This window comes from Pseudomonas sp. JL3 (genome assembly GCF_031570575.1).
Lineage (GTDB): Bacteria > Pseudomonadota > Gammaproteobacteria > Pseudomonadales > Pseudomonadaceae > Aquipseudomonas > Aquipseudomonas cucumis.
Map to the genome: position 1 here is coordinate 31229 of NZ_JAKWJK010000026.1, position 14951 is coordinate 46179.

The window sequence follows — 14951 nt, forward strand, 5'->3', positions numbered from 1 at the left end:
ATCGTTCTCGCGCGGGAGACGGGCTTTGTAATGACAGAGCAATTGCCATGCCTAAATTGAATACGCGTTCAATAACTCCTGAAAACGACGTCGCGATGCGTCTAGATATGGCGCGCAGAGATAAGAGGTCATAAGTGCCATTAGAGGCCGCAAACCCGCTACCCCGTTGCGTGTGAGCAAATCGGTAGCACTTGTGGGAACAGGGCTGCGACGCTCCAGAGGAGAGTGTCACCGCAAGCACAGGTGACGGACGGTCAGGCTCGAATTGGATCCCTGACTGGGGAAGACAGGCTTGTCTGTTTACGACGCGCTAAAAGGTGGCGCGTTTTGAATCGGATGCTCACTTGGTGCGCAGTTTTGACTGGTCTGGCCCTATCGCGGGCAAGCCCGCGATAGGGTCAACCCGGTCTCAACACTCAACTGCACTGACAGCCAATCCACCACGCGATGTCTCTTTATATTTGTCATGCATGTCAGCGCCGGTATCACGCATGGTGCGGATCACCCGGTCCAGCGAGATAAAGTGCTGACCGTCGCCCCGCAGAGCCATCTGCGCCGCGTTAATCGCTTTCACCGCGGCAATCGCATTGCGCTCGATGCACGGCACTTGCACCAGTCCGCCCACGGGATCGCAGGTCAGGCCGAGGTTGTGTTCCAGGCCGATTTCCGCCGCGTTACACAGCTGCTCCGGCGTGGCCCCGAGAATCTCCGCCAACCCGGCCGCCGCCATGGCGCAGGCCGAACCGACTTCACCCTGGCAACCGACTTCAGCACCGGAGATCGAGGCGTTCTTCTTGCACAGAATCCCCACCGCCGCGGCACTGAGGAAGTAATCAACCACATTGGCGTCGGTCACCGCCTCGCTGAACTTCATGAAGTAGTGCAGTACCGCCGGAATGATCCCCGCCGCGCCGTTGGTCGGTGCCGTAACCATGCGCCCGCCGGCAGCGTTTTCCTCGTTGACCGCCAAGGCGAACAGGTTCACCCACTCCATGGCGCTCAAGGTCGAGCCAATCACGTTGGGCTTGTTCAGTTCTTGCAGGCTGCGGTGCAGTTTGGCAGCTCGACGACGCACATTCAGGCCGCCAGGCAGGATGCCTTCGTGCTTGAGGCCTTGCTCCACGCAATCTTGCATCGCGCGCCAGAGCTTCATCAGGCCGGCGCGAATTTCCTCTTCGCTGCGCCAGACTTTTTCGTTGGCCATCATCAGCTCTGCAACGCGCAGGTTGTGCTGCTTGCACAGACTGAGTAACTCGACGGCACTGGAGAAGTCGTAAGGCAGCACGGTGCGATCCAGATCCACCACGCCGCTGGAAGCCTGTGCTTCATCGACGACAAAACCGCCACCGATGGAATAGTAGGTGTCGCGATGCAGTTCACCGTGATCGCCTTCGGCAACCAGGGTCATGGCGTTGGGATGGAACGGCAGGTTCTCGTCGATCAGGCGCATGTCCCGGGCCCAGATGAACGGAACCGACAAGCGACCGTCGAGCAATAGCGTGTTGGTTTCACGCAGGGCTTCGATGCGGATGCCGATTTGCGACGGATCGATCGCGTCCGGCCACTCGCCCATCAGCCCCATGATCACCGCGTTGTCGCTGCCGTGACCGATGCCGGTGGCCGAAAGCGAGCCATAAAGCTGAACTTCGACGCGCTGCACCTGCTCCAAAAGTCCCTGTTCACGCAAACCTTGCACGAACAGCGCCGCGGCGCGCATAGGCCCCACGGTGTGCGAACTGGAAGGGCCGATGCCGATTTTGAACAGGTCGAAAACGCTGATAGCCATTACTGCTGAACTCCTGGATGTGCCTGCTCCAGGCGCAAAAGCGCCCAGTGACGGAGCTGCTACGCTCAAGCTGCAATCCGCCGAGATGGCCGCATCATCAGGCTTTTGTCATGTCGTTCAACGTCTCACACCGACGCACTCATGTCCGCTAGCGCCGCAGGCCGCTTACGCTGTGTTTTCGCCGTTTTTTTGCGGATCAGAAGGGCAAAACGGGCTGAAAAAAGCTGTAAACGACGTCACCGACACTGGATGCGACCATCCCTGTACTGGTTACGACGCACCCTGTAGGCGTCAGATTTTCACTGGTACATGATCGTATCGACTCGATTGCAAGGCGCCGTGGTAGAGCTGTCTCCAAAACGCCATCCAACCGCAACAGATAAGTGCGGTGGTCCAGTCGGAACACTGCCAAAAAAAACACCAAGGAGTCCCCCCTTATGAAAGGTTCCCCGTCGTTGTTGTTGGCCGCCATGCTGAGTCTGCCGTTTCTGGCTCAAGCCGCAGAACCGGCCCAATGCAGCACCGTAAACTTCTCCGATGTCGGCTGGACGGACATTACCGTCACCACCGCCACCACCAGCGTCGTTCTCGACGCCCTGGGCTACAAGACCAAGACCACAATGATTTCCGTGCCGGTGACCTACAAGTCCCTCGCCGACGGCAAGAACATGGACGTGTTCCTCGGCAACTGGATGCCGACCATGGAAAACGACATCAAGGCCTACCGCGATGCCGGCACCGTTGACACGGTGCGCGCTAATCTGGAAAACGCAAAATACACACTCGCGGTCCCCGAAGAGTTGTATAACAAAGGTCTGAAAGATTTCGCCGACATCGCCAAGTTCAAGAAAGAACTCGACGGCAAGATCTATGGCATTGAACCGGGTAACGACGGCAACCGCCTGATCCAGAGCATGATCGACAAGAACGCCTTTGGCCTGAAAGACGCCGGCTTCAAGGTGGTCGAGTCCAGCGAGGCAGGCATGCTCTCGCAAGTCGATCGCGCCCAGCGCCGCAACACCGCCGTGGTGTTCCTGGGCTGGGAACCGCACCCGATGAACACTCGATTCAAGATGAAGTACCTGACCGGCGGCGACGAATACTTCGGCCCGAACTTCGGCCAGGCGACCATCTATACGAACACCCGCAAGGGTTACGCGCAGGAATGCAGCAACGTGGGTCAGTTGCTGAAAAACCTGGTGTTTACCCTCGACATGGAAAGCACGCTGATGGGCAACGTCCTGGACGACAAAATGAAGCCTGACGCGGCCGCCAAGGCCTGGCTTAAAAAGAATCCACAGGTGCTCGATACCTGGCTCGCTGGCGTGACCACCATTGACGGTAAACCAGGCCTGGAGGCCGTGAAAGCCAAATTGGCGCAGCCTTGATTTAGGAAGCATCGCTTACGCCGGGCGAGTTCGCTCGCCCGGGCTGTTTATTTCCTTGCATGCGGACGTTCACTACCATGCTGATTGATCAGAAAATACCCTTAGGCCAGTACATCGCGGGCTTCGTTGAATGGTTGACGCAACACGGCGCCAACACCTTCGACGCAATCGCCGTGTCGCTGGAAACGATGATCCACGGCGTGACTTTTGCGCTGACCTGGTTCAACCCGCTGGCATTGATCGGCCTCATCGCGCTACTGGCACACTTCATCCAACGCAAATGGGGCCTGACCGTTTTCGTCATTGCCTCCTTTCTGCTGATCCTCAACCTGGGGTACTGGCAGGAAACCATGGAAACCCTCGCCCAGGTGTTGTTCGCCACCCTGGTGTGCGTGCTGATCGGCGTGCCATTGGGCATCGTCGCCGCGCACAAACCGATGTTCTACACAGTGATGCGGCCGGTGCTCGATCTGATGCAGACCGTGCCGACCTTCGTGTACCTCATTCCTACCCTGACCCTCTTCGGTCTGGGTGTGGTCCCGGGTCTGATCTCGACGGTAGTGTTCGCGATTGCCGCGCCTATCCGCCTGACCTACCTGGGTATTCGCGATGTTCCGCAGGAATTGATGGACGCCGGCAAAGCCTTCGGCTGCTCGCGCCGTCAACTGCTTTCACGGATTGAACTGCCCCACGCCATGCCAAGCATCGCGGCCGGTATCACCCAGTGCATCATGCTGTCGTTGTCGATGGTGGTGATTGCGGCACTGGTGGGCGCCGACGGCCTGGGCAAACCCGTGGTCAACGCACTGAACACTGCTGATATCGCACTGGGCTTCGAAGCAGGCCTGGCGATCGTACTGCTGGCGATCATGCTCGACCGTATCTGCAAACAACCCGACGCTAAAGTAGGGGGTGACGCATGAGCATTATTCGCTTCGAAGACGTGGACGTGATCTTCTCCAAAGACCCGCGCGAGGCGCTAAAACTTCTCGACCAGGGCATGACCCGTGATCAGATCCTGAAAAAGACCGGGCAAATCGTCGGTGTCGAAAAAGCCAGCCTGGATATCGAAAAAGGTGAAATCTGCGTGCTGATGGGCCTGTCCGGCTCCGGCAAATCCAGCCTGTTGCGCTGCATCAACGGCCTCAACACCGTCAGCCGTGGCAAGTTGTTCGTCGAGCACGAAGGCAAGCAGATCGACATCGCCTCCTGCACCCCGGCGGAACTGAAAATGATGCGCACCAAGCGCATCGCGATGGTGTTCCAGAAGTTCGCCCTGATGCCTTGGCTGACGGTGCGCGAAAACATCAGCTTCGGTCTGGAAATGCAGGGGCGCCCGGAGAAGGAACGGAAAAAACTGGTCGATGAAAAACTCGAACTGGTAGGCCTGACCCAATGGCGCAACAAGAAACCCGATGAGCTTTCCGGCGGTATGCAACAGCGTGTGGGCCTGGCCCGCGCACTGGCGATGGATGCCGACATTCTGCTGATGGACGAACCGTTCTCGGCCCTCGACCCGCTGATCCGTCAAGGCCTGCAAGACGAACTGCTGGAACTGCAACGCAAACTGAGCAAGACCATCGTCTTCGTGAGCCACGACCTCGATGAAGCCCTGAAGCTCGGCAGCCGTATCGCCATCATGAAAGACGGCCGGATCATCCAGTACAGCAAGCCTGAAGAAATCGTCCTGAACCCTGCGGACGATTACGTGCGCACCTTCGTCGCCCACACCAACCCGCTGAACGTATTGTGCGGTCGCAGCCTGATGCGCACGCTGGACAACTGCAAACGCATCAACGGTTCGGTGTGCCTGGATCCGGGTGGCGATTCGTGGCTGGATCTGGCCGAAGGCAACACCATCAAAGGCGCGCGCCAGAACGGCTCGAGCCTGGACTTGCAGAACTGGATACCGGGGCAAGCGGTTGAAGGTCTGGGGCGTCGGCCAACGCTGGTGGACTCCAACATCGGCATGCGCGATGCGCTGCAGATTCGTTACCAGACCGGCAATAAGCTGGTGCTGCATGACAACAACAAGGTTGTCGGGATTCTTGGTGACAGCGAGCTGTACCACGCGCTGCTCGGCAAGAACCTGGGGTAAGCAAGGCAGCAGACACAAAAACGCCGCGAGATGATCGCGGCGTTTTTGTTGATCGTTCCCACGCTCCGCGTGGGAATGCAGCCCGGGACGCTCCGCGTCCCAAAAGGCCGAACGCGGAGCGTCCGTTGAGGCATTCCCACGCAGAGCGTGGGAACGATCAGGCACAAAAAAGGGGCTCAACTTGAGCCCCTTGGCGTTCCCACGCAGAGCGCAGGAACGATCATATCGCTACTCAGCTATAAACCCGGCCAAGAAGCTGGCGATGGCTTTCAAACTGATCGAGCACGTCACGGGTGATCTGATCCTGAGTGAAACCCATCAGGTCGTAGTCCTGGCTGCCGTTGTGCAGGTACACCTCGGCGCGGTAGTAACGTGCGCGCGGTTCATCGGCGCTTTCAGCCGACACCGTGTCACTCGCCGCCGCCAGATAGCCGTCCAGGCTCACTTCGTAGACAAAAGGGTTGCCCTCTTCCATCTCGATCCGCACGCCCATGCAACGCTTGGCCTTGCCTAGCAACGTCTGCACATCCAGGCCCTGAGCCCGCAATTGCACAGCTGCATCTTCCAGCGCCGGGCTGACGCGCTTGTCCATGAAACGCTGAACGATCGACTGGTTCGGTTGCAGGTCCAGCTGAGTCAGACGCTCGCTGAAACCACGACGACCACGCGCCGCCAGTTCCGCTTGCTCCTGTTCGATTTGCACGTCCTGGCGCATGGCCTTGTGCAAGCCGAACATGAAGAACACCAGCACCACCGAGAACGGCAGCCCCGCCAGCACCACCATGGTTTGCATGGCTTCGAAGTTACCGGCAAACAGCAGACCGATAGTCACCAGGGTGATCACCACCGACCAGAAGATCCGCAGCCAGTGCGGCGCATCTTCGTCAACGTTGCCGCCCTTGCAGGAAAGGTTGGCCATCATCACCGCGCCGGAATCCGCCGGGGTCAGGAACAGCACGAAGCCGACAAAAATCGACACGCCGATCACGATCTTCGACGCCGGGTAATGCTCAAGCAACTGGTAGATCGCCATCGACGGCTGTTCCAGCGCCGTCTTCCCGAGCTCCACCGCTCCATGGTTCATCACCAGGTCCAGGGCCGAGTTGCCGAAGATCGACAGCCACGCCAGGGTGAAGCCCAGCGGAATCAGCAGCACGCCGGCCACCAGTTCACGCACCGTACGACCACGGGAAATACGCGCGATGAACATGCCTACGAATGGCGCCCAGGAAATCCACCAGGCCCAGTAGAACAGGGTCCACAGGCCCAACCAGCGGTCGGACTTCTCACTGTCGCCTTCATACACATAGAGGTCGAAGGTCTTCAGCACCACACCGTTCAGGTAATCACCGATGTTCTGCACAAAGCCGTTTAGCAGGTGCAGGGTCGGACCGAACAGCAGCACGAAAATCAGCAGACCGCTGAACAGCACGATGTTCAGGTTGGACAGACGGCGAATACCGTTTTCCACGCCGGACACAGCGGCGATGGTCGCCACGGTGCTCATCACAATGATCACGATCAGCAGGTTGGTGTTGCTGTGTTCCATGCCGAACAGGTTTTCCAGCCCCGACGACACTTGCAGCGAACCGATCCCCAGGTTCGTCACCAGCCCCAGCAGGGTCACGAACATGCCGAAGCCGTCCACCGCATGACCGGCCGCACCTTTGACCCAACGCTCGCCGACCAGCGGATACAGCGCTGAACGCAACGCCAGCGGCTGGTTATGACGGTAGGCAAAGTACGCCACGGCCAGGCCGACCAGTGCGTAGATCGCCCAGCCATGCAGGCCCCAATGCAGGAATGTCAGTTGTACCGCCTGACGGGCCGCAAGGTTGCTGCCGGCCACGCCTTCCGGCGGATTGAAGTAATGGTCCAGTGGTTCGGAAGCACCGAAGTACAGCAACGAGATGCCGATACCCGACGAGAACAGCATCCCCGCCCAGGCGCCGTAGCTGAAATCCGGGGTGTCGTCCTTGCTGCCCAGTTTGAGTTTGCCGTAAGACGAAAACGCCAGGCCAACCACAAAAACCAGATAAGCGGCGATCACCACCATGTAGTACCAGCCGAAGCTGCGGGACAACCAGGCCTGGGCAATGCCGAGCATTTTGCCGGCCTCTTGCGGGGCGATGATCAGAATGGCGGTCAACAGCAGGATCAGCGCGGTAGAGGTGTAGAACACCCAACCGTTGACCGTCACCTTCTCGGGTGGGGTCTTTATTAGAGAGGCAGAACTCATGGCACAGATGCTCCAGGCAGTGCGAGAGAAGAACACAAGGCAACGCGGTACCCGACCAATCGGTTAGTTGGCAGCCGACCGGCGGGTGATATAAAGACACCCCGAAAAAAGCCCGAAACCCTTGGAACGCCTGCGCGTATGGGTTTCGAGCGTTTTTGGATGTCGGTTTATCGCCATTTACACGTAGGAAAAATCTGTAAACAGCGACGATTTGTCGCAGATCTTATTCTTTGTTGATTGAACGTTCAATCAAAACAAAATAGACTGGCCCTCAATCCGGTAGCCGTATTTCGTCCACCGGAAGGCCTAAGGAGATGTGCAAGATGCCCAAGGTCGGTATGCAACCCATCCGCCGTCAGCAGTTGATCGATGCCACGATGCAGGCCGTCGATCAGGTCGGCATGGGGGACGCCAGCATTGCGCTGATCGCCCGTTTGGCCGGTGTCTCGAATGGCATCATCAGTCACTACTTTAAGGACAAGAACGGCCTGATCGCCGCCACGGCGCAGTACCTGATGAGTGTCCTCAGCGAGAACGTCACCGCGCGCCGTCAGGCGTTGGAGGACACCAGCCCACGGGCTCACCTCCAGGTGATTATCGAAGGCAACTTCGACGCCAGCCAGGTTAATGGCCCGGCAATGAAAACCTGGCTGGCCTTCTGGGCCACCAGCATGCACCACCCGTCATTGCACAGGTTGCAGCGGATCAACGATCACCGTCTGTATTCCAACCTGTGCTGCCAGTTCCGCCGTGTGTTGCCGCTTGATCAAGCGCGCAGCGCCGCCCGCGGCCTGGCAGCCCTCATTGACGGTTTGTGGTTGCGCGGCGCGCTGTCGGGAGATGCTTTCGACACCGAGCAGGCGCACCAGATCGCTTACGAATACATGGATTTCCAACTGGCCAAGCAGGTGAGTTAGAGCACACATAATCGCTCAACCCCTGAACCGCTACTGATCAGCGTCGCCAACGCTACACGGCACGCTCCAGTGGTTAACGCCAACCAACTTAATGCTCTTGCGAGGACTTTATGGCCCGTTTCGAACTGCAAAAACTCTACATCGATGGCGGCTACAGTGACGCCAGCAGCGACGCCACTTTCGAAGCCATCAACCCGGCTAACGGTGAAGTCCTCGCAACCGTACAGCGTGCGACCAAGGAAGACGTTGAGCGCGCGGTAGTCAGCGCCGAAAAGGGCCAGAAAATCTGGGCTGCGATGACGGCCATGGAGCGTTCGCGCATCCTGCGTCGTGCCGTCGACATCCTGCGCGAGCGCAACGATGAACTGGCCGCCCTGGAAACCCTGGACACCGGCAAGGCGTACTCCGAAACCCGTTACGTCGACATCGTCACCGGTGCTGACGTGCTGGAATACTACGCAGGCCTGGTGCCGGCCATCGAAGGCGAGCAGATCCCGCTGCGCACCACGTCTTTCGTTTACACCCGTCGCGAGCCATTGGGCGTCGTGGCTGGTATCGGCGCGTGGAACTACCCGATCCAGATCGCTTTGTGGAAGTCCGCACCGGCCCTGGCGGCCGGTAACGCGATGATCTTCAAGCCAAGCGAAGTCACCTCCCTGACCACCCTGAAACTGGCCGAGATCTACACCGAAGCTGGCGTTCCGGCTGGCGTGTTCAACGTTCTGACCGGCAGTGGCCGTGAAGTCGGCACCTGGCTGACCGAACACCCACGCATCGAAAAAATCTCCTTCACCGGCGGCACCGACACCGGCAAGAAGGTCATGGCCAGCGCTTCCGCCTCGTCGCTGAAAGACGTGACCATGGAACTGGGCGGCAAATCCCCGCTGATCATTTTCGACGACGCCGACCTGGATCGCGCCGCCGACACCGCGATGATGGCCAACTTCTACAGCTCCGGTCAGGTCTGCACCAACGGCACTCGCGTGTTCGTACCGAGCCACCTGAAAGCCGCGTTCGAAGCCAAGATCGTTGAGCGCGTTGCGCGCATTCGCGTCGGCAACCCGGAAGACGAAAACACCAACTTCGGCCCGCTGGTCAGCTTCGCCCACATGGAAAGCGTGCTGGGTTACATCGCCAAAGGTAAGGAAGAAGGCGCTCGCGTCCTGTGCGGCGGCGATCGTCTGACCGACGGCGAATTCGCCAAAGGCGCATTCGTGGCACCGACCGTGTTCACCGATTGCACCGACGAGATGACCATCGTTCGCGAAGAAATCTTCGGCCCGGTGATGAGCATCCTGACCTACGAAACCGAAGAAGAAGTGATCCGTCGTGCCAACGACACCGAGTTCGGTTTGGCGGCTGGCGTTGTCACCAAAGACCTGAACCGCGCTCACCGTGTGATCCATCAACTGGAAGCCGGTATCTGCTGGATCAACGCCTGGGGCGAGTCCGACGCCAAGATGCCGGTCGGCGGCTACAAGCAGTCGGGCGTGGGTCGTGAGAACGGCATCAGCTCGCTGAACAACTTCACACGCATCAAATCGGTACAGGTCGAACTGGGCGATTACGCCTCGGTTTTCTAAGGCGGTATTTGCTTCGCCTGCGAGATCGCTATCGCAGGCAAGCCCGCTCCCACAGGTTTGGCGTCGCTCGCCAAATCTGCGGTAACCCCGATCCCTGTGGGAGCGTGGCTTGCCCGCGATCGAGTGCGAAGCACTCGCCGACCTGACCAACTTCAAAGAGGGTGCATTCAATGTCCCAAGAATTCGATTACATCATCATCGGTGCCGGCTCGGCCGGTAACACCCTGGCGACCCGTCTGACTGAAGACGAAGGCGTCACCGTCCTGCTGCTCGAAGCGGGCGGCCCGGATTACCGTCTCGACTTCCGCACGCAAATGCCGGCCGCTTTGGCGTTCCCGCTGCAAGGCCGTCGCTATAACTGGGCGTACGAAACCGATCCAGAGCCACACATGGACGGTCGCCGGATGGAATGCGGTCGCGGCAAGGGCCTGGGTGGTTCTTCGCTGATCAACGGCATGTGCTACATCCGCGGCAACGCGATGGATTACGACAACTGGTCGAAGCTGCCAGGTCTGGAAGACTGGACCTACCTCGACTGCCTGCCGTACTTCCGCAAGGCGGAAACCCGCGACATCGGCCCGAACGACTACCACGGTGGCGACGGCCCGGTCAGCGTGACCACGCCGAAAGCCGGCAACAACCCGCTGTTCCACGCGATGGTTGAAGCAGGAGTGCAGGCCGGTTACCCACGGACCGAAGACCTGAATGGTTATCAGCAGGAAGGTTTCGGCCCGATGGACCGCACGGTGACGCCGAACGGCCGTCGCGCCAGCACCGCTCGCGGTTACCTGGATATCGCCAAGAAGCGCTCGACCCTGACCATCGTCACCCACGCCCTGACCGACAAGATTCTGTTCGAAGGCAAGCGTGCGGTCGGCGTGCGTTATCTGATCGGCGCCGCTGAAGAGCGCGTTGAAGCCCGCGCCCGCAAGGAAGTGCTGCTGTGCTCCGGCGCCATCGCTTCGCCACAGATTCTGCAACGCTCCGGTGTCGGCCCGGCCGAACTGCTGAAGAAGCTCGACATCCCGGTGGTCCACGACCTGCCGGGCGTGGGTGAAAACCTGCAGGATCACCTTGAGCTGTACCTGCAATACGCCTGCACCCAACCGGTCTCGCTGTACCCCTCGCTGCTGCTGCACAACCAGCCGGCCATTGGTGCCGAGTGGCTGTTCAACGGCACCGGCATCGGCGCCAGCAACCAGTTCGAGGCAGGTGGTTTCATCCGCACCCGTCCGGAATTCGATTGGCCGAACATTCAGTACCACTTCCTGCCGGTGGCGATTAACTACAACGGCAGCAACGGTGTGAAAGAGCACGGTTTCCAGGCGCACATGGGCTCCATGCGTTCGCCAAGCCGTGGTCGCATCCAGGCCAAGTCGAAGGATCCGCGCGAGTACCCGAGCATCCTGTTCAACTACATGGCCACCGAGCAGGACTGGCAGGAATTCCGCGACGGCATCCGCCTGACCCGTGAAATCATGCAACAGCCTGCGCTGGACGCCTTCCGTGGCCGCGAAATCAGCCCGGGCATCGACGTGCAAACCGATGAGCAGCTCGATAAGTTCATCCGCGAGCACGCCGAAACCGCGTTCCACCCATCCTGCTCGTGCAAGATGGGCACCGACGAGATGGCCGTGGTCGATGGCGAAGGTCGTGTGCACGGCATGCAAGCCCTGCGCGTGGTCGATGCCTCGATCATGCCGATCATCACCACCGGCAACCTGAACGCACCGACGATCATGATGGCCGAGAAAATCGCCGACAAGATCCGCGGTCGCAAGCCATTGCCGCGTAGCACGGCCAAATACTATGTGGCCGGTGATGCACCGGTGCGTGGCAAGCCGTTGCGGGATGTGAGCCTGACTGCTCAGTAAGTCGTAATACCGAGGCGCGACCTTCGCGGGCAAGCCTCGCTCCTACAGGGAACCGCATTCCCCCTGTAGGAGCGAGGCTTGCCCGCGAAGGGGCCCGACCAACCGACACATCTCGATCTGACACATCCTGGCAATCCCTTCCTACACCGCTCCGCCCTTGATCTACCCCCCGCCCAGGCCTAATCTAGCGCCACGCAAACGCTTCACCCCCTCGCAATACCGACACATCGCAACTCCATACCAAGGAGGTTCCCGAATGTTCGATTTCCACCCCCAGCTCAAGCAGCGCTTCGCTGCCTTGCGCACGGGCGCTGAATTCTTTTCGCTGCGTTATGTGCGCGAGTCCGGCCAGTACCTGTCGGTGCGCAAGAACGTCGCCGAACCGCCGAGCCTGAGCCGCGACGAAGGCGCGATGCTGACCGTTCGGGTCAACGGCGTTGAAGCCTATGCCGCCACCAACGACCTGTCCCAATCCGGCCTGCAAGCCGCGCTGGAGAAAGCCGAGCAACACGCCCGTAGACTCAAGCCTCACGCCCTGCTCGACCTGCGTGAGCAAGCCGTCTCCAGCGATCGCGCCGACTATTTCTCGCCCAACTTCGACCAGCCCTTCCCGTCCCTGAGCGATTGCTACCAACTGCTCGGCGCCGAATCCGCCGCCGTGCCCAAGGACGAGCGACTGGTGAACTGGCAGGCGAGCATCGGCATCACCAACGTCGAGCAAATCTACCTCAACAGCGCCGGCGCCGAACTGCGTCAGGCCCAGCGCTTCGTCTACCCGAGCGTGGACGTCACCGCCTACGACGGCAGCGACAGCCAGACTCGCAGTCTTGGCCGCGAGAACTTCGGCCAGCAGGGCGGCTTTGATGTGATCAGCCGTTGCGGCCTGATCGGTGCCGGCCCGAAAGTCGCCGACCAGGCGCTGCAATTGCTGCTGGCGCCGAACACTCCGCAAGGCCCGCGCGATTTGTTGCTGATGCCTGATCAGATGATGCTGCAAATCCACGAGTCCATCGGTCACCCGCTGGAGTTGGACCGCATCCTCGGCGATGAGCGCAATTACGCCGGCACCAGTTTCGTCAAGGCAGAAGATTTCGGCAGCCTGCAATACGGTTCCGAACTGCTCAACGTAACGTTCGACCCGGACATTCCCGAACAGCTCGCCAGCTACGGGCATGACGACGACGGCAGCGCTGCCAGCAAACAGTTTCTGATTAAAGAAGGTTTGCTGCTGCGCCCGCTCGGTGGTGCGCTGTCGCAATTTCGCGCCGGACTCGACGGCGTCGCCAACAGCCGCGCCTGCGGCTGGAACCGTCCGCCGATCGACCGCATGGCCAACCTCAACATCGAGCCCGGCGATCAGCCGCTGGAGCAACTGATCGGCAACATCGAGCACGGCATTTTGATGAGCACCAACCGTTCGTGGTCCATCGACGATGCGCGCAACAAGTTCCAGTTCGGCTGCGAATGGGGCCAGTTGATCGAAAACGGCGAGCTCAAGGGTGTGGTGAAGAACCCGAACTACCGGGCGATTTCCGCACAATTCTGGAAAAGCCTCAGCGCTGTCGGCGATGCCAACACCGTCAAAGTGCTAGGCACGCCGAACTGCGGCAAGGGCGAACCGAACCAGGTGATCCGCGTCGGCCATGCGTCGCCGGCCTGTGTGTTCAGCAACGTTGATGTGTTTGGGGGAGATGCCTGATGAGTACTGCCACGAGCACTTCAAATAGCCAGGCCGAGTCATTCAAGGAGCTGGTCAATTGGCTGCGCGACGCAATTGGTGGGCCGGAGCAATTCACCCTCAGCTACGCCGCCGAGTCGTCGGCTTTCGTGCGCTTCAACCATGCCAAAGTCCGTCAGGCCGGGCAGGTGCAGCAAGCGAGTGTCGGCTTCAAACTGATTAACGATGGCCGTCATGCCGATCTGAATATCACGCTGTCGGGCGACCCCGAAGGCGATCTTCAGCGTCTGGCCGAAGGCCTGCAACAGTTGCGCGAAACCCTGCCGCTGCTGCCGCAGGACCCGTACCTGCTGCTTAACCAGAACGACTGGCAGAGCAACAACGTGCAGGAGCATCCGTTACCAGACACCGAACAAGTGGTCGCTGAAATCACTCAAGCTGCCGAGGGTCTGGACCTGGTCGGTTTCTATGCCGCCGGGCCGATCAGTCGCGGTTTCGCCAGCTCTTCGGGCGCGTTCGGCTGGCATCAGGCCAACAGCTTCAACTTCGATTTCAGCCTGTTCCATGAAAACGGTCAGGCGGTGAAAGCCAGCTATGCCGGGCACGACTGGAACAGCGAAGGGTTTGCCAGGCGCTTTGCGCAAGCCCGCGAGCAGTTGGCATTTCTGGGTCGGCCATTGCGCACGTTGCCGCCCGGCGAATACCGCGCCTATCTGGCGCCGGCAGCGCTGGAAGAAATCATGGGCATGTTGAGCTGGGGCGGGTTTTCGGCCCAGGCGATTGCCAGCAAACAGAGCCCGTTGCAGAAGTTCTACGCCAGCGAAACCTGCTTCAGCCCCGACGTATGGTTGAGTGAGCAGGTCAGCGGCTCGTTGAGCCCGGCGTTTTCCGACGAAGGTTATCCTCGCGATGATCTGGGGTTGATCGCCAAAGGCATGGCCAATGCCCGACTGATCAATTCCCGCAGCGCCGCTGAATACGACCTCACTGCCAACGGCGCCAGCAGCCATGAATACCCGACGGCGCTGGTCATGCAAGGCGGCAATCTGGAACAGGCGGACATCCTCAAGCGCCTCGGCACCGGGCTCTACATCAGCAACCTGTGGTACCTGAACTACTCGGACCAACCGGCGGCGCGCCTGACCGGCATGACGCGGTTTGCGACCTTTTGGGTCGAGAACGGCGAGATTCAAGCGCCGGTCAGCACCATGCGTTTCGATGACAGCGTCTACAGCCTGCTGGGTTCGCAGCTCGAAGCGTTGACCGAGGAACGCGAACTGTTGTTGTCAGCCAGTACCTACAGTCAGCGGGCAACTGCTTCGGCGTTATTGCCGGGTGCGCTCGTCAGCCGACTTACGTTGACGCTCTGACACAGATCGTTCCCACGC

Annotated in this window: 10 protein-coding genes; 8 read left to right on the forward strand and 2 right to left on the reverse strand. The window is 59.9% G+C overall.

What is annotated here, in order from left to right; all coding sequences use genetic code 11:
• Positions 1 to 409: 409 nt before the first annotated feature.
• Complete coding sequence (locus MMG91_RS27170; protein ID WP_310661272.1) at positions 410 to 1786, reverse strand: L-serine ammonia-lyase; 1377 nt, start codon at positions 1784 to 1786, stop codon at positions 410 to 412.
• 437 nt (positions 1787 to 2223) lie between these two features.
• Here MMG91_RS27170 and MMG91_RS27175 point away from each other — a divergent pair, with 437 nt between their 5' ends.
• The 3 genes from MMG91_RS27175 (at position 2224) to choV (ending at position 5272) form a co-directional block, all read left to right on the forward strand.
• Complete coding sequence (locus MMG91_RS27175; RefSeq protein ID WP_305447207.1) at positions 2224 to 3174, forward strand: choline ABC transporter substrate-binding protein; 951 nt, start codon at positions 2224 to 2226, stop codon at positions 3172 to 3174.
• A gap of 77 nt (positions 3175 to 3251) precedes the next feature.
• Entirely contained in the window at positions 3252 to 4097 is an 846-nt protein-coding gene (gene choW / locus MMG91_RS27180; RefSeq protein WP_310661273.1) for a choline ABC transporter permease subunit, read from the forward strand.
• Positions 4094 to 5272, forward strand: a complete 1179-nt coding sequence (choV, locus tag MMG91_RS27185) for a choline ABC transporter ATP-binding protein (protein WP_305447208.1) — start codon at positions 4094 to 4096, stop codon at positions 5270 to 5272. The genes choW and choV overlap by 4 nt, the downstream gene beginning before the upstream one ends.
• Before the next feature lie 232 nt (positions 5273 to 5504).
• Here choV and MMG91_RS27190 read toward each other — a convergent pair whose 3' ends face one another.
• The gene (locus tag MMG91_RS27190) at positions 5505 to 7454 is read right to left on the reverse strand and encodes a BCCT family transporter (protein WP_310661285.1); all 1950 of its coding nucleotides are present in this window, start codon (positions 7452 to 7454) and stop codon (positions 5505 to 5507) included.
• 380 nt (positions 7455 to 7834) lie between these two features.
• Here MMG91_RS27190 and betI point away from each other — a divergent pair, with 380 nt between their 5' ends.
• From betI to MMG91_RS27215, 5 genes are all read left to right on the forward strand, one after another.
• Entirely contained in the window at positions 7835 to 8428 is a 594-nt protein-coding gene (gene betI / locus MMG91_RS27195; protein WP_305447209.1) for a transcriptional regulator BetI, read from the forward strand.
• Between the two features lie 110 nt (positions 8429 to 8538).
• On the forward strand, positions 8539 to 10011 hold the full coding sequence (gene betB / locus MMG91_RS27200; protein ID WP_217857415.1) for a betaine-aldehyde dehydrogenase: 1473 nt from the start codon (positions 8539 to 8541) through the stop codon (positions 10009 to 10011).
• 170 nt (positions 10012 to 10181) lie between these two features.
• Positions 10182 to 11885: a choline dehydrogenase gene (betA, locus tag MMG91_RS27205; protein WP_310661274.1), complete on the forward strand. Its 1704-nt coding sequence runs from the start codon at positions 10182 to 10184 to the stop codon at positions 11883 to 11885.
• A 256-nt stretch (positions 11886 to 12141) separates the two neighbouring features.
• The gene (locus MMG91_RS27210) at positions 12142 to 13584 is read left to right on the forward strand and encodes a TldD/PmbA family protein (protein ID WP_310661275.1); all 1443 of its coding nucleotides are present in this window, start codon (positions 12142 to 12144) and stop codon (positions 13582 to 13584) included.
• Complete coding sequence (locus MMG91_RS27215) at positions 13584 to 14933, forward strand: TldD/PmbA family protein (RefSeq protein ID WP_310661276.1); 1350 nt, start codon at positions 13584 to 13586, stop codon at positions 14931 to 14933. The genes MMG91_RS27210 and MMG91_RS27215 overlap by 1 nt, the downstream gene beginning before the upstream one ends.
• Positions 14934 to 14951: the final 18 nt, after the last annotated feature.